The sequence below is a fragment of the Selenomonas sp. KH1T6 genome (assembly GCF_900108415.1).
In the GTDB taxonomy this organism is placed as follows: Bacteria; Bacillota; Negativicutes; order Selenomonadales; family Selenomonadaceae; genus Selenomonas_B; species Selenomonas_B ruminantium_A.
In genome coordinates this window covers 1-19,649 of sequence record NZ_FNWN01000038.1, presented here as the reverse complement: position 1 = coordinate 19,649, position 19,649 = coordinate 1, and the positions used below count along the sequence as shown (strand labels likewise).

At 45.2% G+C, this 19,649-nt stretch carries 19 protein-coding genes and 1 pseudogene; 10 read left to right on the top strand and 10 right to left on the bottom strand.

Going from position 1 to position 19,649, the window contains the following annotated elements:
- The 7 genes and pseudogenes from BLW59_RS15010 to BLW59_RS14980 form a co-directional block, all read right to left on the bottom strand.
- A partial coding sequence (locus BLW59_RS15010) for a transposase (protein ID WP_175463473.1) occupies window positions 1-283 on the bottom strand: 283 nt, incomplete at its 3' end.
- 86 nt (window positions 284-369) lie between these two features.
- Window positions 370-842 (bottom strand): annotated as a pseudogene (locus tag BLW59_RS15005) (transposase).
- A gap of 131 nt (window positions 843-973) precedes the next feature.
- A complete protein-coding gene (locus tag BLW59_RS15000; protein WP_074698431.1) occupies window positions 974-2,110 on the bottom strand; it encodes a hypothetical protein in 1,137 nt (378 codons plus the stop codon).
- A 145-nt stretch (window positions 2,111-2,255) separates the two neighbouring features.
- On the bottom strand, window positions 2,256-2,471 hold the full coding sequence (locus tag BLW59_RS14995; RefSeq protein WP_074698430.1) for a hypothetical protein: 216 nt from the start codon (window positions 2,469-2,471) through the stop codon (window positions 2,256-2,258).
- Window positions 2,472-2,566: 95 nt separating this feature from the next.
- Window positions 2,567-3,031: a single-stranded DNA-binding protein gene (locus tag BLW59_RS14990; RefSeq protein ID WP_074698429.1), complete on the bottom strand. Its 465-nt coding sequence runs from the start codon at window positions 3,029-3,031 to the stop codon at window positions 2,567-2,569.
- A 3-nt stretch (window positions 3,032-3,034) separates the two neighbouring features.
- Entirely contained in the window at window positions 3,035-5,083 is a 2,049-nt protein-coding gene (locus tag BLW59_RS14985) for a DNA topoisomerase III (RefSeq protein WP_074698428.1), read from the bottom strand.
- Window positions 5,084-5,095: 12 nt separating this feature from the next.
- The gene (locus tag BLW59_RS14980; protein WP_074698427.1) at window positions 5,096-5,488 is read right to left on the bottom strand and encodes a hypothetical protein; all 393 of its coding nucleotides are present in this window, start codon (window positions 5,486-5,488) and stop codon (window positions 5,096-5,098) included.
- Window positions 5,489-6,104: 616 nt separating this feature from the next.
- Between BLW59_RS14980 and BLW59_RS14970 the strand changes: the two genes are divergently transcribed.
- The 4 genes from BLW59_RS14970 (at window position 6,105) to BLW59_RS18235 (ending at window position 10,213) form a co-directional block, all read left to right on the top strand.
- Entirely contained in the window at window positions 6,105-8,993 is a 2,889-nt protein-coding gene (locus BLW59_RS14970) for a MobA/MobL family protein (protein ID WP_318258671.1), read from the top strand.
- A 125-nt stretch (window positions 8,994-9,118) separates the two neighbouring features.
- Entirely contained in the window at window positions 9,119-9,376 is a 258-nt protein-coding gene (locus BLW59_RS14965; protein WP_074698426.1) for a hypothetical protein, read from the top strand.
- Between the two features lie 149 nt (window positions 9,377-9,525).
- The gene (locus tag BLW59_RS14960; RefSeq protein WP_081348562.1) at window positions 9,526-10,029 is read left to right on the top strand and encodes a nitroreductase family protein; all 504 of its coding nucleotides are present in this window, start codon (window positions 9,526-9,528) and stop codon (window positions 10,027-10,029) included.
- Entirely contained in the window at window positions 9,983-10,213 is a 231-nt protein-coding gene (locus BLW59_RS18235) for a nitroreductase family protein (RefSeq protein ID WP_081348561.1), read from the top strand. Before BLW59_RS14960 ends, BLW59_RS18235 begins: the two co-directional genes overlap by 47 nt.
- A gap of 65 nt (window positions 10,214-10,278) precedes the next feature.
- Here BLW59_RS18235 and BLW59_RS14955 read toward each other — a convergent pair whose 3' ends face one another.
- Both BLW59_RS14955 and BLW59_RS14950 read right to left on the bottom strand, forming a co-directional pair.
- The gene (locus BLW59_RS14955) at window positions 10,279-10,482 is read right to left on the bottom strand and encodes a hypothetical protein (protein ID WP_074698425.1); all 204 of its coding nucleotides are present in this window, start codon (window positions 10,480-10,482) and stop codon (window positions 10,279-10,281) included.
- Between the two features lie 68 nt (window positions 10,483-10,550).
- The gene (locus BLW59_RS14950) at window positions 10,551-11,759 is read right to left on the bottom strand and encodes an ATP-binding protein (protein WP_074698432.1); all 1,209 of its coding nucleotides are present in this window, start codon (window positions 11,757-11,759) and stop codon (window positions 10,551-10,553) included.
- A 269-nt stretch (window positions 11,760-12,028) separates the two neighbouring features.
- Between BLW59_RS14950 and BLW59_RS14945 the strand changes: the two genes are divergently transcribed.
- From BLW59_RS14945 to BLW59_RS14930, 4 genes are all read left to right on the top strand, one after another.
- A complete protein-coding gene (locus BLW59_RS14945) occupies window positions 12,029-12,745 on the top strand; it encodes a metallophosphoesterase family protein (RefSeq protein ID WP_074698424.1) in 717 nt (238 codons plus the stop codon).
- A 14-nt stretch (window positions 12,746-12,759) separates the two neighbouring features.
- Complete coding sequence (locus tag BLW59_RS14940) at window positions 12,760-14,817, top strand: DUF6557 family protein (protein ID WP_074698423.1); 2,058 nt, start codon at window positions 12,760-12,762, stop codon at window positions 14,815-14,817.
- Window positions 14,818-14,837: 20 nt separating this feature from the next.
- Window positions 14,838-15,392 carry a metallophosphoesterase gene (locus BLW59_RS14935; RefSeq protein ID WP_074698422.1) on the top strand — a complete coding sequence of 185 codons (555 nt, stop codon included), beginning with the start codon at window positions 14,838-14,840 and terminating at the stop codon, window positions 15,390-15,392.
- Between the two features lie 98 nt (window positions 15,393-15,490).
- Window positions 15,491-16,537: a Fic family protein gene (locus BLW59_RS14930; protein ID WP_074698421.1), complete on the top strand. Its 1,047-nt coding sequence runs from the start codon at window positions 15,491-15,493 to the stop codon at window positions 16,535-16,537.
- Window positions 16,538-16,604: 67 nt separating this feature from the next.
- Here BLW59_RS14930 and BLW59_RS14925 read toward each other — a convergent pair whose 3' ends face one another.
- Complete coding sequence (locus tag BLW59_RS14925) at window positions 16,605-17,609, bottom strand: tyrosine-type recombinase/integrase (protein ID WP_074698420.1); 1,005 nt, start codon at window positions 17,607-17,609, stop codon at window positions 16,605-16,607.
- Window positions 17,610-18,281: 672 nt separating this feature from the next.
- Here BLW59_RS14925 and BLW59_RS14920 point away from each other — a divergent pair.
- The gene (locus tag BLW59_RS14920) at window positions 18,282-19,322 is read left to right on the top strand and encodes a hypothetical protein (protein WP_074698419.1); all 1,041 of its coding nucleotides are present in this window, start codon (window positions 18,282-18,284) and stop codon (window positions 19,320-19,322) included.
- Window positions 19,315-19,593, top strand: a complete 279-nt coding sequence (locus BLW59_RS17520) for a hypothetical protein (RefSeq protein ID WP_139283708.1) — start codon at window positions 19,315-19,317, stop codon at window positions 19,591-19,593. The genes BLW59_RS14920 and BLW59_RS17520 overlap by 8 nt, the downstream gene beginning before the upstream one ends.
- Window positions 19,594-19,649 lie beyond the last annotated feature (56 nt).

Genomic DNA, 19,649 nt, shown 5'->3' with positions numbered 1-19,649 from the left:
GATCACGGGGGACTGAAATCTCCACATCGCCAAAGCTGGTGCGGAGATTCTTGCGGCTGTGGCCGTTACGGCTGTTGTCCGTATCCTTGTTCTTGTAGTCATACTTACCATAGCCCAGGGAGTCATCCAGCTCTGCTTCAAGGCCATTCTCCATGAACTCTGCTATAGTTTCCTTAAATAAGTTCTGAATGTCCTCCATGCTGGTGACGTTGCTTTCTTGCAGCAGTGCCCGAATCTTCTCCCGGCGGGCTTGCTCTTCTGGGGTGCGTGATTTTCTGCTCATAAAAATACCTCCCAAGTGATGTTCCCATTTTACATCACTTGGGAGGTTTACACAAAATCCGGGGTAGACTCGCTATTTTATGGAGATTACTCGCCGTAAACTTCCTTGAGCTTGCTAAGAGCTACCACGGCATACAGGCTTTCCAGAGGTCGCTGCTGCCATTCCTTGGCGAGAGGAAGCACCTTGTCAGTTATGCGGCTGATGGTCGTATCTGAAACAGGCCATAGATATCCTGAATGTGGCTTTCTATATCGCTGGTAGACATGCCCTTGGCATACATGGAAACTATCTTATCCTCAATATCCTGGCTGATGCTAGTCTGGTTCTTCTTGACGAGCTGAGGCTCAAATTCCCCCTTGCGGTCACGAGGGACGGAAATCTCCACATCGCCAAAGCTGGTGCGGAGATTCTTGCGGCTGTGGCCATTACGGCTGTTGTCAGTGTCCTTGTTCTTATAGTCATACTTGCCATAGCCAAGGGATTTATCTAGCTCTGCCTCAAGGCCATTCTCCATGAACTCAGCTATGGTTTCCTTGAACAAGTTCTGGATGTCCTCCATGCTAGTGACGTTGCTTTCCTGCATTAGTGCCCGAATCTTCTCCCGGCGGGCTTGCTCATCTGGGGTGCGTGCTTTTCTACTCATCAAAATACATCCCAAGTGATGTTCCCATTTTACATCACTTGGGATGTTTACACAAAATTCGGGATAGACTTAAAAATTGTTTCGTCAATAATAAGTTCCATATCTTCGATTGCCTTCACATTAGAATCAAAGACATCAACTTCATTTTTTATTTGCATAATATCATTTCTTAACTTTTCAAATTGATTATAAACACGGTATAGCAAATCTATTTCGTGTAGCGAAGCTTTATCATATGATATATCATTTAATCTATCTATTTCATCTGATTCTAAACAGCTTTCCATATTATCGGCGAAATAGTTATGAGCATAATCATCGATATTAAATTCGAATATATTTATAATATCCTCATTTTGTGATAAGTTTTTTATATTAGTTATTGTTGTTTGAAAAAATGACGTTATTCTACGAAATTCCTCATACTTTGATATTATGGTATCTACTCGGTTAAATAAATCTTCACATTCATCGATGTTATTTATAACATCACTTATTAAATTTGTGAAATCGTTAGTATAGGTATTAGTGGTTAAATATCCATTATCATCAAATATAAAAGCTTTTTCACAAAAGATATCTACACTATTACTTAATGATGACAATGCATAAGATACATCTTGAAATGCGGATTTGTCACTACCGGCATATATTATTGTCTCGGGAGCATGAATTAAATCATTATTGATAACCTCTTTAATTTCCATTGCTTTTTCTCTGTCACGAAATGTGATTCCTCCTTCAAAATTTATTTGCGAACCATCAGAATAATTTGCGGAGCCTATGTAGACCAAATCGTCTACAATGAAGACTTTTGCATGATTGTCAAAGTTAAAATATACTTTTGTTGGGCTAGCAAATCTGCTTGGGTCTAATGCTCGAAAATAGCTGATTATTTGGTTATGCTCGTTTTGTTCATTGAAATGGTCTGTTTGAAATACTGTTCTAGCTGTGTTTGATAATCGATTGGGAATATTGCTAATAATAGTAATGTGCTTGTTTTCTAATCTGTATAATTCTCTTAATAATTCACTTGCACGTCTATTCCACCGTGGAGTTATGTCAAGAGTGACGATGGTAATTTCTTCTGCATTAAAAAAATCATCTCTAATTTGTTGAAAGTTGAAGCTGTCTTTTCCAAATATGAATCTGCCGTTTGTAATATTAAGAACTATCTCAGACATATTATATCTCCATGTTGATAATTGCTTATGATTTGTTGTTATAGATAACATTAAGGCGAGTACATCCACCATACAGAGAGTGCGTTATATATCGCCACAAACATGCCCTCTGCAAATTGCAGAGGACATATTTGTATTGTGTGTTTTATTCGCCGTATACTTCTTTGAGCTTGCCAAGGGCCTCATCTGGGGCGATGCCTTTTCCAGCAAGGTACTCGTTGAGAACCTTGAAGTCGGTCTTGGTTTTGGCATCTTCCAGCTTAGCCAGGTCTGCTTTGAGGTTTTTCAGTTCCTCGGTTTTCTTCTCAATCTTTGCCTTGATGTCTTCGATTTTCTGCTCGTAATTCACTACTCTTGCCATAATAATTCCTCCTAAAAAAGATGATATGATGGTATGAACTCATCTAAGATATGAAGTTTCCACATAAATGTCGATTTTCCTGCTTGGTATTTTCGTCAAAAGGGAATTTCCACGCCATAGGCCTCTGCCGAAATGCTCATATCTTGCAAAGCGGGAACACCGATAGAGGCAGCTGGTTCTGGAAATGGAATGGCTGTACTCTCTGCATCCGGGGCAAGCTGCTGGGCAGGGGAAGCTTCTTTGCGATAATCCACGAACTCTACAATGTCAGCGGTGACTTCGCTGAAATTCAGGCGTTTGCCGTCTTTGGTAGTGTAAGTGTTGGTGGAGAGGTGCCCCCGGACATTTACCTGTCTGCCTTTGAGCAGGAAATCCCGGCAGTGCTCGGCGATTTTGTCCCACGCATTGATGCGATGGAACTCTGCCGGAATCTTGCCCTCCTTGTTCTTCTTGAAGCCTTTGGGACTGGCGAGATTGAAATGGGAAACCAGTCTGCCATCCTTGGTAACACGGCTGTCAATGTCAGTGGCAACCCGGCCACTGAGGATTACGATATTCATAAATCATCCCGCCTTTCGGTTGAAGTTTTTCTTTCCGTAGCTGCCGTTTTTCTTTTTGGCCGGAGCCGGATTGAAGTCTGGCTTGCCACGCTTATCGCTGAAAATGGATTTGCAAGCTCTTTCCGGGTCCGTACAAATCCAATATTTCTTTCCGTTCTTCTTGGAGGTTATGAGCTTCAGAGGTCTGCCGCACTGGGGGCATTTAGGGATGTCTTGGGGAGGTTCGATTTCCTTGTGAATGGCATCGTCCAGAAGTTGCTGGATATAGGTTTTCTGCTGGGAGAAGAAATCCTGCACGGACATTTCTCTGTTGCTGATGGCCTCCAAGTTTTTTTCCCAGAGGGCTGTGATGTCTGGGTAGGTGATGCTGTCCGGCAGAAGCTGGATTATCATCATGGCCTTTTCCGTGGGCACCAGCTCTTTCTTCTCCAGCTTCAGGTAACGTCTTTCCTGCAATAGCTCAATCTCCCCTGCTCTGGTGGCCTCGGTGCCGATGCCGGAGCAGTCTTTCAGTATGGGTTTCAGGGATTTGTCCTTCACATAACCGCCGATGTTCTTCATGGCGGCCAGCAGGGTGGAAGTGGTAAAACGCTTGGGAGGCTTGGTTACTTTGGTAACCAGTTCGGCTTCCTTGTTTGTTACGCTCTCACCATTTTGCACCGCTGGAAGCTGGGCTGTTTCTTCCTTATCCTCGTCTTTGTTTGTCGGCTCTCCCTGATAGAGTACCTTCCAGCCGGGGGAAAGAATGACCTTGCCATTTGCCACGAAGATTTCCCCGGCGGATTCAATCTCAATACGGGTAGTGAGGAATTTCTGTGGAGGGTAGAACTGGGCAAGGTAGGCTTTAGCCACCATTTCATAGAGGTTACGCTGCATATCCGTCAGTTCGTCCATGTTGGCCTTTACCGTAGTGGGCACAATGGCGTGATGGGCAGAAATCTTCTTGTCGTTCCATGCCTTGCTGCGGAGTGTCCTGTCAGCTCCCTGCACGAATTTCTCAAAATCCCCGGACAAAGAGCCAAGGTTATCGAGGATTTGTGGCACATCTGCCAGTTGATTGGTGGGCAGGTAGTCACAATCGGAGCGGGGGTACGTGGTGAGTTTCTTCTCGTAGAGTTCCTGCTGAGTGTCCAAGACCTGCTGGGGAGAGTAGCCGTATTTTTTGCCCGCCGCAATCTGCAGGGCAGACAAGGAATAAGGGAGAGGCGGCTGGGACTGTCCTTCCTTTTGCTCCACTTTGCGGATAGCCCCTGTTTGTCCCTGAACCTTGCTGACTATGGCCTCGGCCCGGGCTTTTTCAAGAAGTCTCCCTTCTGCATCCAGTCCCTCCATGTCATCTGGCATCTGCCAATGGGAGATAATCTCCCCCTGCGGGTGCTGCCAAGTGGCTCTCACCTGAAAATAGTTCACCGGATGGAAATCCTGAATTTCTTTTTCCCGGCGAACAACAAGGCCGAGAGTGGGTGTCTGTACCCGGCCTACACTGACCACGCTGCTGTACCCTGCCTTTTCGGCGTGTTTTGTGCAAGCACGGGTCATGTTCATGCCAATAATCCAGTCTGCCCGGGAACGGGCAAGGGCTGAATTTCGGAGGCCGATGAATTCCCTGTTATCCCGTAAATCCCTCAGGGCTTCATGGACAGATTTCTCATCTAAGGCATTGACAAGAATTCGCTGGACTGGCTTTTTCGAGAGAACGCCGATGTAGTTCAGCACCTCATCCACAAGCAGCTGACCTTCCCTGTCCGGGTCCCCGGCGTTGACAATGGTATCGGCCTTTAGGGCTAAATCCTTCACGGCCGTGAATTGCTCTTTGGCATTTGCCTTGACCTTCATCTGCCACTTTTCCGGGATAATTGGCAGGAGGCCAATGTCCCAGGACTTGTATTTCTCATCATACTCCTGTGGCTCAAATTGCTCCAAGATGTGGCCATAGCACCATGTAACCACATCATTGCCACAGACAAAGCAAGACCTTTGTTTGTCCGTACTACCCAGCCCCTTGGCAATAGCCTCGGCAAGGCTGGGCTTTTCGGCTATGAATAGACGCATGGAATTCCCTCCTTAGAAAGTGGTCTTGCTGGCAGGTGCAGCCATTTTCACTTCTGTCGTATCGCTGGATGAGGGCGTAGTGGATTTTTCGGTTTCCGGCTTTTTCTCCTTGCCCATGTTCTCGATAAGGAGCCGGAGAGCTGCTTGCATGGTGTCCTTGTCCTCAAGGTCAATACCGAAGCTGCTGAGTTCCCCTACCATATTGGAGTGCTTGCTGGCGTTCAGGCTGTACTCCAAGGTCTTGATTTCTTCTTTCAGCTTATTGCGGCGGTCACGGAGCTTGTCCAAATCCTTTTCCACCACTTCGAGCTGTTCCTTCTTCTTGGCCAGTTGCTCTGATTTCTTATCTCCGTCACCGCTGACAATCTGGTAAATGCTTTCTACTTCCTGATGGCTGATGTTCATAAGTTTGCCTCCCTTTTGTAATCCTGCAAGATTCGCAGAATCCTGTCATGGTCATAATTTCCCAAGATACCCGCTTCCTCAAAAATCAATCCAGCTTTGTAGACCATTAGTATGTGCTGGTGTTTTCGAGCCATTTGGTTCTCTTGGGCAATCTCTCTCTCCAAGGTTTTCTGCTTTGCCTCCATATCCTCAATCTGGCGATTGACAGCGGCAAGGCTTCTCTTCCGCCGCTCTAACCGTGTTATAGGCATCACCTTCCTTCCTAAGAGATACCCATATTATAAATATGGTAGAGGGTCGGAAAACTATACAATGTTTTACTCTACGTAAAAATTCCCCTTAGGGTGAAAAATTATAGGGGGTTTTGAATCCTCGCCTCTTTTCGAACCTGGCCCCATTTCGGTAAGTATAGGTGCTATAATGCCAACATACGTGAGCAGCACCCCGTGCACTGGGCTTTCCATGTGCATCTAGGAGTTTCTCGGTGGAGAAACTCAAAAAGAACGGAACCGGGAAAATGCCCTTCCCCCGGTGACAAAACGGGACAGCCCCGCAGGACTGCCCTTTTGCCATTCGCTGCCGCTCATTGAACTGCCGTTGGCTGAAGGAGAAGACCATGCCAAACTACTATTTTGACCTAAAGACAGACAAACGCCCCAATGGCAAACAGACAAGTGCCTGTACGCACTGCGAGTACATACAGCGTGAGGGCAAGTATGCTGAATTGGGCAAGGAAGAGATTGAAAGCCTATCATTCAATAACATCATCACTGGGCAGAACATCATTGAGAATCTGCCTGAAAAGGAAATGCTACTTTACAGCAGTCTCTACGGGAAAATCCTCGTGGACAAGTCTGGCGTTCGATTTATGAAGCAATCAACCCTCAGCGAAGAAACCATAGCCATGGGGATAGAGATTGCCCGGAAAATCTACGGGGACGAGCTGGAGCTGAAAGGCAGAAGCAGCTTTGTCAATAAAGCCATGACAACAGCAGTCAAGCTGGAGGTGCCGGTGACTTGGAACGAGGAATACCAGAATAAGGTCATGGCCATCATGAAGGAGGATTACGAAAATGGAGAACGAGATTTTAGAGCAGCAGGTGGAAAGTACATCAGTAGAAAAATCGCTGACCCCAGAAAACAATCAAGGCGAGGTAGTTATGAAATATCCTACCCAGAGCCTCACGCTAAACTCGATACCCTCGAGGCTATGGCCAAAAGAGGATTCAGTCTGCCTCACCTGCCCCAATGCAATATGGTTCGCCCAGAAGGAAGAAGCCAGCTGTTACTGTCTCGTGATGAGAACAGTCACCTGCTCAACAAATGCCGAGAATCCACTTCGCATCTGCGATGGTATAGTCTTCGGGCAAGAAGAAGCGTAATCGACAAGACCGTAAATGACATCATGGTAAACTTCCAGAAACGAAATGATGCCGTTTACGCATCCAGTCATGTGCAATACATCAACCGGGAATCCATTTTCAAGAAAAGGGGTGGCTGCCTCTATACGGCAAATCACCTGCCCCGCTGGGCAAAGGGGAATGCCAAAAAGTTTTTTCAGGAGGCAGACAAGAACGAGCGTGTCAACGGGGAGCGTTACAAAGAGATTGTCTTTTCTCTGCCCAACGAGCTGGGGCTGGAAGAGAATAAGAAGATAGTGGAAGAGTTCGTGCAGAAGCATTTGCAGGACTTCTACTATGCCTATGCCATCCATGACAAGGTGGGAGCCATGTCTAACGGGGAGCGTCAGCCCCATGTGCATATCATGTTCTCTCCAAGGGAGATTGACGAAGTGGAACGGCAGCAGGAACGGCCACCTGAGCTTTTCTTCAGCAGGGCTAATCCTACGCATCCGGAAAAAGGCGGCTGTGCCAAATCGTGGAAGTGGAATTCCAAAGACCGCCGGAAATACCTTATGGGGCTGAGGAAAGACTATGCTGTTATTCAGAATGAGGCCTTGGAGAGGAATGGCGTGAATCTCCGGGTTGACCACCGTACACTCAAGGCACAGAGAGAAGAAGCCTTGGCCAACGGGAATTATTTTCTAGCCGACTTGCTTCATAAAATGCCGGAGAAGTATGTGGGTCCCGTAGAGCTGATGAAAGCCGATAGCCAAGTGGTGAAGAAGCAGAAGCAGCTTAGGGAGGATAATCACCAGCGAGAAAAAGACCTTATATCTCGGCTGATGCTTCAGGATGCTATAGACAAAGACACCATGGAGGAAAAATCCCAAGACCTGCAGCAGTGGCAGGATAGAATCTTTGCCTATGAGCCGGACATTGAGGATGTGGATGAGCGGGCATACTTCATGGAAGAGAAGCAGAAAATCCAAGCCATGGAGAAGGACATGGTGGCGGTTTATGGCATCACCATCTGGGCACCAAGGGCTGTAGAAATGGCTTTCCTTGATGCCATGACCACCGAGGAAAAGGAACTCTGGCAGGACTTGAAAAGCTACGGCAGGGAAAAACGGGAATGGGAAATCCTCAAAAGCCGCATGGTAGAGCCACCGGCTGACGATGTGGAGGCCTTGGAGGCTTATCTCAAAATCTGCCCGGAAATCGACAAAGAACTGGACAAGATTAACCTCAAAATCCGGCAGGCTGCTGCCGACATACGCCCGGTGTTCCAGCGGCTGAACCTGCCGCACAACAAGGCCTCCATTTTGAAGCGGGCTGCCTTTTATGTGAATGACAACCGTCTGGCCAAGGTAGAAATCAGGAAGCTCCAGCGGAACATGGCCAGCAAACTCAAGGCCTTGGATAAGCATATCAAGGATTATTTTGCTGTTAGACAAAAGAACCGGGCGTACTCTGCCGAGGAAGTGGCCAGTATCCTCAAAGCCACGCTGACAAGGCAGGAAGCTGCCGAAAAACAGCTGGCCAAAGAGCTTTATCACATGAAGAAACGGGTAATCAGCTACCCCAGAGCCATGGAAATGGCCAAAAACAACTATGTGCAGGGGGCTTTCAAACAGCTGAGAGCCGATAAGCGGGAACTGAAAAAACGAGAAGACAGGCTATCCCCGGAAGACCGCCAAAAAGCATGGAGGGAAATTGACCGCCGTGAGCAGGAACTGGAAGCACGTTGCAACACGGCAGTTGGCCGGTCAAAAATCGAAGCCATAGCCGCTGGCATACTTCGCAAAAATGCTCCTATAGCCAAAGAGTACAACGAGCTGAGTTCCAAGCACAGGCAGCTCAAAGATTCTATCCGGCAGACCAAGTATCAATCCCAGCGTGTAGAGACAAGGGCACCGCTGGAGGCGGGAAACAAATTCCGTGCAGCACCACCATCACCTCCCTCAGGAGGCGGCGGTGGCGGTGGCAGCTACCCCACCCCATCCCGTGATGCAGACATCATCAGCAAAGCACTATCCGGCGGAGCCAAGGAAGCCCAGCTGGTGGCTAGGTCAAAACCAGACGAGCCGGACGATTGGAAATGGCTCAGTGAGGCAGAGAAGGATGACTTGCGAAATGACATGGCGAGCATTGATAGGTACTAAAAATCCCCTTTCTAAACGGAAAGGAGACAAGTTGAAATATAATATACTTATAATTTTCTGTTAATGTAAAGCGTTAATAAGGGGGCTATAATTGGGGGTGACAGCAGAAGAACAAAGGAAAGGCGATGAAGAAAATAGATTACCAGATAATAGAAGAAAAAGAATTATTGCAGGAAACATTTGCTGGGCTTCTGGCGAGCATGGACAGGTATCTGATGAAGCAGGAAATAGAAGATGATAGCCACCCTTTGTATGTGCTTCGCAATCAGGTCAATGAGGTATGGCTGGATGTTCTGGGGCCGAAATATACCACCATGGAGGATATGGTCAAATTACACGGGCAACTGGAATTTTTGCAGACATACATGAGGGCTTTGACGTAATGAATTATACCCAAGCTGAATTTGAAGCAGTTACTTTGCTACAAGTCATACTCCTGCCACATATGGTACTATGAAGGTGCGAGTTTAGAAGGAAATCAGCCAGTTTTGCAGAATAGCGGAGATAGTATAACTGAGAGGAGCTGATTTTCTTGAAGAAGTTTATGGGGAAAAGGTTGCAAGGCATTATTTTGGACGTGAGCGTATGTGGCTGCTTGCTCTTTGTACCTGTAGTGGCAAATGCGGCATCTGGTGGAGATATTTCGCTTCCGGCACCACAGATTAAGGAAGGTATGTCCGTCATGCAGGCTTTGGACATAAGGCAGTCAAGCCGCAGCTTTGCTGAGACAGGCATTTCTGCCTCCCAGCTATCCCATATCCTGTGGGCTGCAAACGGCATTAACCGCCCGGAAACTGATGGACGCACTAATCCCGCTGCCTTGGGGGTTCGCAGCGTTGAGGTTTATGCTGTGACAGAAAAGGGGATTTATCTTTACCAGCCCCAAACACATGCATTGAAGACCGTGGCTGAGGGAGATTTCCGCATGGCAACCACCATGGGGCAAGGTTTCGTAGGGAAGGCTCCAATTACCTTAGTCTATGTGAGTAATGCCGATGCTTGGCAAAAGGCCAGCCACATTCCCCCCAGTCGATAAGCAGGTGCAGTTTGACAGCATAGCTGCCGGAGCCATGGCTCAGAGCGTAGGGCTGGTGGCTGCATCTGAAGGGCTTGGCACTTGTGTGCGTGGTTCTATAGACCATGAGGCCTTTGCCAAGGTGGCCAATCTGCAGAAAGGGCAGACTGTCGTGATAGCCCAGACCATAGGCGTTCTGCCATAAAATCCAGCCAAAGAAAGGCGGTGCCAGATTCGGCATCGCCTTTCTTTAGCTATTTCTTACGAAAATTATCCTATTCCCCCTCTAAATCGCTCAAGTGCCTCTTCGGCTGGCATATTGTGCAGCACATCCTCCAGAGCGGCCAGGAGGGGGACTACCTGCTCATTGGGTGTTTTGGCCTGTCTGGCGGCCATGACAAAATAGGCATAGACAATATCATTGAACCTGCCGGTGTTGAAAAGCTGGCAGTCATGTATTTCATAATCTTGCATTTTGCTTGTTTCGCTCCTTGTTTTGACAGGGGTCTCGGCTATAGCGAGACATTTCAAGAAAAATTATTTTAGAAAGAATCAGTGTCGGTTAAAAAATCCACGATATTGACTTGCTTTATGCCATTGTAATCTGTTATATAGCTCCTGTCCATGGTTAGTAATATCTTACTGTAATGGTCGGGGATTTTCCGCAATGGAGCTAATTCACGCTCTAAAGTCTTTTCATCCAACACCGTGGCAGAGACCTGAAAATATTTAGTTTCTGTAGGCTTGGTGGCCACGAAGTCTACTTCAAGGGAACCTATCTTCCCAACGCCAACTTTATAACCACGGCGTATCAACTCGAAATAAACGATATTTTCCAGTACATGGCCATAATCGCGGCCACTAAAGCCTAGCAGCGTATTACGTATACCTGAATCAACGATATAGAGTTTTTCTTGTGTCTTCAGGTACATTTTACCTTTTATGTCATAGCGGTTGGCACGATAGAAGACAAAGGCCTTTTCCAGCATGTTCAGGTAGCTATCAACAGTAGCAGCAGTGGTTTTGCGATTCTGACTTGTTAAGTAGCCGCTAATTTTGCTGGTTGAAATGGGATTACCGATATTGTCGGCGAGGAAGCGCACAATCCTTTCCAATAGGTCAGCATCCCTTACATTGTTGCGCTGGATTACATCCTTTACTAAAACAGTATTATATATACCACCCAAAACGCTGGTTATAATTTCCTCATCATCAGGAAGTGAGGGCGTTATAGGCATGCCGCCGTATTTTATGTACTGTTGGAAGGCAGCATCTAAGTTACCTTTCATCTCAGGCTTAAAGGATATATATTCGCTGAAGGATAAGGGAAGTACAGGAATTTCCACATATCGGCCAGAGAGAAGGGTTGATAGCTCAGAGGAAAGCATTCCTGCGTTAGAACCTGTTAAGTAGATGTCGGACTTCCCTTCTGCAAAGAGGGAATTTATGGATTTTTCCCAGTGCTCGATAATCTGAATTTCATCCAAGAGCAAATAGACGTGTTCTTTTCCTGACATTCTTTTTTGTATGTAGGAATGGAGATGTTTGTAATTTTCGAGAGAAGCGAATTCTAGCAACTCAAAATTCATGTATATAATACTGTCTGCATCAATGCCTTCATTGAGAAGGTGCTGATGGAATTGCCGCAGCAAGGTAGATTTTCCTGCTCGCCTCATGCCTACTAATACTTTGATTATAGGCATGTTTTGATATTTTAATATCTTTTCAAGGTAAGAATTACGATTTGTCATATTTTCACCATGTATGAAATCGAACGTCATTAACGATGTTTACTTTTTATATTATACCATAAAAAGTGAGCGAGTAAAGTGAATTTTTAATTTTATACTGAAAAAAACTATCTTATGCGGCTGTTTTTTACCAATATAGCATGTTTTTATGTAGCATAAGCATGGATTCCAACATTAACGATGAATATGTGCTACAATACTATCATAAGATTAGATAATATGTTCTGAGCTGTGGCACTTTAGCATGCAGCATGAGAGGTGGTGGAAAGTTGGTTAAGATTGACAGACTTCTAGTGGTTGGCGATATACACGGGAATTGGGAACGATTTTTGAATGTATATAATAAGGTGCGTTTCAACCCCGAATATGACTTGATGGTGTTTCTAGGTGATTACTTGGACAGAGGGGAAAATCCTGTGCCGGTGATGGAATGGGTTATGGAACACTTTGGTCGCAAGAATATGATATTCCTCCGGGGAAACCATGAACAGATGTTTTATGAGGCTCTGCGGGATGAGAGCTACAAGGAAGGATTGGTTGACTTTCGGTTAGAGGCACCCAAATATCTGTGGGGAGATAATGGCGGTAAGGAAACTTACAGGGCTATGGAAGCAACTGGAAGATTGAAAGGACTTACTACGGCATGGCTGCGTTTGATAGAACAGATGCCTTTGTATGCGGAAGTCGAAGCGGATGGACATAAGTACTGGTTTGTGCACGCAGATTGCAATCCGGAGCAGCCTTTAGAGAAGCAGAAGTCAAAAACTTTGCTATGGAGCAGGAACCTGGCTAAGTATCCAGGTCTGCACCAAGGGGAGCAGACTATCGTTTTGGGGCATACGCCTGTGCAGGCATTACGCCTTGGCTCCAAGCCCTGTTGGCTGAGCCAGGAAAAATTGGTGCTTATGGATACTGGCAGTTTTTTGGAAAAAGGTCATATATCTTGTGCGAACCTGCTGACAAAGGTAGTTTGGCAGTCTGAGTGAGGGGGATGGAAGCAATGGGAAGGAAAAAGGAAGTTTTAAAATACGCACCTGACGTTGATTCTGCATTGCATATTATTGAGCGGTTAGGCACTATAAGTGGCCACGAGCTAAGCTATAGGCGAGAAAGGCTGCTATTGGAACAAATTGGGCAAGTTTTGGAAATACTTGATAACAGCCATGATGAAGAAGATACTCGCATCAACTTGTGGTTTACTGCCGAACGAGGAGCTATAACAGATTGGCGAACATATGATGAGGCAGTAGAATATGAAGAAATAAATTCGAGAGAAGAGTATGAGCAATTCTGGCTTGATTATTATCCTGACGAGATAAAGTTTTACGAATGCTATTTTATAAGGCATGGTAAGTTGATGGCCATTTCTCTTGGGGAAAGAGGACTGATAGAATCTCCAGAGGAGATAATTCAAGATAAGCCAGGAGTATGGGCAGATACAACGCCATTGCTGAAATGGGCCCTGGAACAGTGCAGGAAGGCCGTGCAGCAGATAATAGCAGGAGACTATGATGGCTTCATCAAAAATAAGCTTCCATATTATTACCGTACAGGGACAATTCCGAGGCAGGAATATTGGAAGATAATTCCAGAAGGGCGGAAATATGACCTGGCAGGTAGGGATGATATAATTCTATCAGAAGAGGAAATAAAGATTTTCCAAAAGCTGGTGGCAGAGCAAAAGGCTTTCAGCGATGATGATTTTATCATCGAAGATATGACCGCAGCCAAGTATTTTGCCTATTGCCGTCTTGGTTATGAGGCCAATAACTTCCCGCACTGCAAAAAGATTGAAGACGATGTAGAGCTGTACAAGCGAATCGCTGATGGCCGGGATAATGGATTGACGGAAATAGCCCTTGATTCACCTGAAGCGTTCAATAGTTGGAAGAATGGGAAGTTGCAGGTATTCAATGGCAATCATCCATGGGAGGTAATACGTGGTGGAAGTTCGACACATGTGACCTTTTCTGTTAGTAATCGCCTTGCTGAAAACAAGGAGGGACGGTATTATTTGTATCTAGCTGGCTTGCACCGTCCCGGAGAAGTAATAAGATTTTTTATCGCCTTGAGACAGCATGGTATCATGGTTAAGCTTGGGGATATGGATGCATTGCTGGCAAGATGCCTGGGGACGGATAAAATGGGGATAGTTCCCAATGGAGTGTTGCCACGTTACTGCGAAAAGTTTTTCCCGGAGGAAAAGGTCGTTGATTTCATAAATATCCACTATTGGGATGACGAATATCCGGATTTTGTTGAGAAAACCACATGGCAGGAGGTAAAGACCCCTCAGCTGGTCAGAGATTGGATGACAGTAAAGGAATTGCTCCAATATGTGGATATGGAGCAATTAGTAGATAAGGAATACGAGGCAAACGAAAATAAACCTGCTGACAGAGCTGACGTATATAAGCTGTGGCAAACTTTTCTAAGGAAGATGTCAGAATATCCTTGTCAGAAGTCGGAGGATATGCTGGTCTTCATGAGAACCTGGGATGGATTGGGGGACGAAGTGGAAGAGTTTGTTGACGTTTCTCTGTATAGACGGTCAGATTTGGATGAATCCCATGATAAAGTTCCCCATGTGGCTCTCTTGTCTGAAGAAAGGCTGCAGCAGATGTCAGAAGAGGAATTGATAGAGTACCATAAGGGCGTGTATGCTGAAGTTCCAGAAGGCTATGCATTTGATTTCACGCCTTGGGAAGAAATGCTTGGCTTTAAGGTCAACATAGGCAATTTGCGGCGAGTTGGTCTTCAGGAATGCATACATTCTGTTCTTACAGAAATGACTTTCCATGGTATGATGGAAGATGACCAAAGCGAGCGGCGTCAGGAACTGGATGAGGCCATAGAGGAAATCGAGGAGATTCGTACTTTGCCGCAGGAGGAACAAGAGCAGCATTTCAAGAGTTATGAGGATGTTTGTGAAGAAATGGGCTGGAAAGACGAGCGTAGTCCAGAAGTACAGGCTGCTGGGCGTAAGCGATTCTGGTATTATAACGCAGTCACGGCCAATTCTGTTGTTAGCGAGCTTAAAGAAATAGTCAAGCAATAGATTATCTGGAGGGGCACCATATGATATATCTGGTTTCTGATACGCATTTTTACCACAAAAACATCATAGAGTATTGCCATCGCCCCTTTAGAAACATTGAGGAAATGAACCAGACTCTTATTTCGAACTGGAACAACGCCGTTTCTCCTGAAGACAAGGTGTATCATCTTGGGGACTTTGCGATGGCTCACTTTATAGAAGGTCAGTGGGAAAGCTACAAGCAGGCGTACATCAGAACCTGCCAGGAATTGCTGGCAAAGCTGAACGGGCACAAGATACTAATTCTTGGGAATCATGATGCAAAAGCGAGGGTAAGCCGGGAGTGCGGGTGGGAATCCGTGGAAAGGCAAGTGGTTTTGAACGGATTTCTCCTAACGCATAGGCCATGTGAGCCGACAGGGTATGTGGCTAACATTCATGGCCATGTGCATGATAAGTTGCCGTTCTATCGGCTGGAAAAGAAAGGCTGTTACTTCAATATAAGTGTTGACAAGACGGAGTTCAGGCCTGTGTCCTTTGCTTATATACAGGAAGTCATTGCGGTGAAGGAAACAGAACCATGCTTACTGGAATGAAAGTAAAACAATGAGGAGGATTTGCTTATAGCCCTTAAAGATTTACTTTTCCCTTAAAAATGACTATAATATAAGGGAAAATGAAAGGGGGTAAGGGTATGCGTCAGTTCAATTATACAAAAATCAAGGAAATGACCTGGGATTCAGAAATTCTGGGCTATATTGCTGCCATCTACAAGGAAGCCGGAAAACAGGAGCTTTATCTGAAGCAAAGGCCAGAGGAACTGGAAAAACTGGTAGAGATAGCCAAAATACAGAGTACGGAGGCATCAAATGCCATTGAAGGCATCGTGACCACCAGCACCCGCATACGGCAGCTGGTGGAGGATAAAACCACGCCGAGGAACCGTAACGAGCAGGAAATAGCTGGCTATCGTGATGTGCTGAATATAATACACGAGAGTTTCGACGCCATCCCCATCACACAGAACTTCATCCTGCAGCTGCATAAAATCATGTATAGCCATATGGGAAATTCCATGGGTGGCCGAACCAAGAATGTGCAGAATTACATCAGTGCTACTTATCCTGACGGACATACGGAAATATTATTCACCCCGCTGGCCCCTTTTGAGACGCCGGAGGCATTGGACAGAATCTGTGCAGAGTATACTCGTGTAATTGGCAATGCAGAAATAGAGCCACTTATTGCCATCCCTATCTTTATCCATGATTTCCTCTGTATCCACCCCTTCAATGATGGCAATGGCCGTATGAGCAGGTTGCTAACCACCCTGCTCTTGTATCGCAGTGGTTTTTACGTTGGGAAGTATATATCTTTGGAAGCTAAAATAGCTAAGCATAAAGATGCTTATTATGATGCACTGGGGCAGTCTCAACATGGCTGGCATGAAGAGTGCGAAAATGTTGTTCCTTTTATCAAATATCTTTTGGGTACAATAGTGGCTGCTTACAGGGACTTTGAAGACCGCTTCGCCATCGTAGAGAAGAAGATTCCTGCACTGGAAATGGTTAGGAAGGCATCTATGCAGAAGCTGGGACGCTTTTCCAAGCAGGATATCAGGGAACTGTGCCCATCCTTAAGCGTAAGCTCGGTAGAAGGGGCACTCCGCAAGTTGGTTGAGGAAGGATATCTGGGCAGAGAAGGAATAGGACGTTCAACCCGTTATATACATCTGAAATAATTTCCTTTGAAAATGAAGGCGATGCCATGCGGCATCGCCTTCATTTTAGAATTAACCGTATCTGAATTTAGTCATGAGGAACCAGCTTGGAGGTGTATCTCTTATTTAGCCGGTCAGCAACATGGGCATACCGGGCTGTTATCTTGGGGTCCCGGTGGCGGAGCACATCCTGCACCAGACGCAAATCTTTGGTTTCATGGTAAAGGTTGGTGCCGCAGCTGTGCCTGAAGACATGGCAGGAGTAGCCCGGATGCTTCAGGTCACAGGCAGCCAGAGCCTTGTTCATAATGGAGCGGAGGCCATTTCTGGAGATACGCCCCAGCAGATTCCTATTAGATGAAGAAAGTATCAGTGGTGTGAGTACGCCGTCCTTCTTTATCTCCCGGTCAGTGGGGATGGACTTCAGATATTCCTCCAGAATGGCAAAGGTCTCATCACAGGGATAGATAGGCTCCAGTCTACCTTTGTGACCCTTGCCACGAATCATAATGGCTCTGGCCTCCCAATTAATATCTTCCACGCAAGCCCTGTGAACCTCAATGTTTCGTAGCCCCTCAACTCCCATCAGGTACAGGATGAGCTTGTTTCTGTATCTGGTAAAGGGAACCTTATCTTTATCAAAGACATGAACTATCTCGTTCATCTGCTGGGGTGTATAGAAGTGCAACAGGGCATCACTGCTGCTGGAGGCGGTAGGTGCCTCAACCTCGGCAGCAGGGTTGACCCGGATAAGCTCCAGCTTCCTGGCGGCAGCATAGAATGCCCGGACAGCCACCAGCATGATTTGGATGCTGTCTGTCTTGTACTGTCGGTTTAGCAGGAACTCCCGGTACATGAGCAGCTGGTACTCGTTCATGGCCAGAGGATTCCGCTGGTTGGCTAAACACCAGCGGATGAAGAAGTCAATTTGGTTGCAGTAGTGCCGCATGGTGTCGGAGGACGGATTACCCTTGGCAATGACCCGCTGGATGAACTCGGGGTAATGGGCGATGAAATACTCCGGTGTGATTTGCTGGATGTCCAAAGTCTGGGACAACTCATTGGTTGCTATAGTCAAGCTATTGTCGGTCACGGTCTACCCTCCCCTCTCAGTTATCAGATAATTTATATTATTATCGAAAAATGACCGGATTGCTTCTCATTATATTTTAATGTGGCTTTCCCCAATTAGCAACATTAAATTTACAAAAAATTCTACACCCAAGAAACAATCATAAGATGTAATTTTACGCTCATTTAAGCCTACAAAATGGCAAGACCTGATTTGAACCATCTGACAGCCTCTGTGAGCGGTTTTAGATTTTACGTGATATTTATATGCGGAAGAACGTTATCGTGGCCTACAGGCGATTCTGAGAGGCCGTTTTTTCCGTAAAGGTCACTTTAATTTCGAACGTTCATAAATGATTGGGACTGATAGTTTACGAACGTCGAGCCAATAAGTCCGTATAAGTGTACCTTTACGCACGAATTTTTGACGGAAAAAGGGCTGTAGCGATTTACAGCCCTTCTGAGAGGTTTTAGCGGTTTGTGCGATAGTTTATATGCGTAAGGTTGCTATCGCCCCGTACAGAGGATTCTGAGAGGCCGTTTTTTGACAGTAAAGAGTTAAATTTTGTCTGAAGATATAGAAAGAGGGCTCCTTTGTCATATTTGACTGAACAGAGAAATCTATTACACTATGATAATTCTCTTCATGTATAATTATAGTAAGTAAGAATATGTACAGATTGGAGTGATTGCGATGGAAGATAAAATGTTTTGTTATGATGTTGCTAGTTGTAAGCTCGTTCAGTGCAACGATAGAAATGATTTCCTAAAATTATGCCAGAAAATACATCACGAAGAATTCTCTGATTTGTTCAGTATTTGCTCAAAAAATCCTTATGCACTGCTCATGGCAATAAGGCTTAATGAACTAGGCTTTAACGATAAGGATATAATGACACCATTCCTTAATCTTAAAAGTTTTTGTGGTTATATTATTCCTGAAAAATTAGTATATGAGCCAAGAAGAGGTGGTTTTTTAAGGATAGCTACCTATGGGTCCCATATATTTCATGATGATAATGCCATGAGGGCTTATAGACTTGATGTCCATTACAGTCAAGGGGATTGGGATGTACTTTCATTTTACTGTCATTGGCAGTTAAGCATGAAACCAGAGAAGGTAGTTGCAAAAGGCTTCTATAAAATGCTTCAAAATTGGCAGCCGGATTATATGGAAGCAATGAAATCTATTTCAGATAACTATTTGAATTTATCGAATGAATTGCGTCATGACATTTTAGAAAATGGATTGAACGCAGTTACATGCCAGCTAATTAACGAGGAAGTTAAAAAAATAGGTTTCACTGAGAAAATTACATATACAGCTAATCAACTATCATATCAATGTGAAATAGACGGATTTATTTTCCGTTTGCTTACAAGTGGTGAAGCATTTTATAAGGGATGCTATCCATATAGCCAAGTAATTCGTGGTCACTCTGTATGTGATGGCATGCTCTTAGTGGGTATATATAAAGGAGAAAAACTGAAAGCCTGTTTTGAATTATTACAAGGTGTGGTAGAAAGATTTGAACCAAAATCACATAGTCCCGGCTTAAATGAAGCAAAAATATGGATTGCATTTCTTCATTGGCTAAAATGGACAGGTTTGGCTGAAGAATACTGGAATGCCGACGAAGACGATATTTGTTACTTGGAAGATGAAGTTGTAGGAAAGCCTTTGTCAGGTTACTCTAAACCCATTGATGAGAAAGGTGCGATGCAGCATGCATGAAATTATCTATGCCTATAATGGGAAAGAACATATCTGGAAAGAAGTAAATTTACCAGACAGACCAGAAAACATGCCTATCTTCTTTATAGTAGAATATAAAGAAGAATATACACAGGAATCGTGGCTAAAAGTATGGTGTCCGTTTCACAATGCTTATGAAGAAATAGAGAATCACAATGATGATGTATTGATAACAAGTCAAGGATGTCGTTTGGAAGGATTCTGTGTTAAGGCGAGTCTACCCCGGATTTTGTGTAAACCTCCCAAGTGATGTAAAATGGGAACATCACTTGGGAGGTATTTTTATGAGCAGAAAATCACGCACCC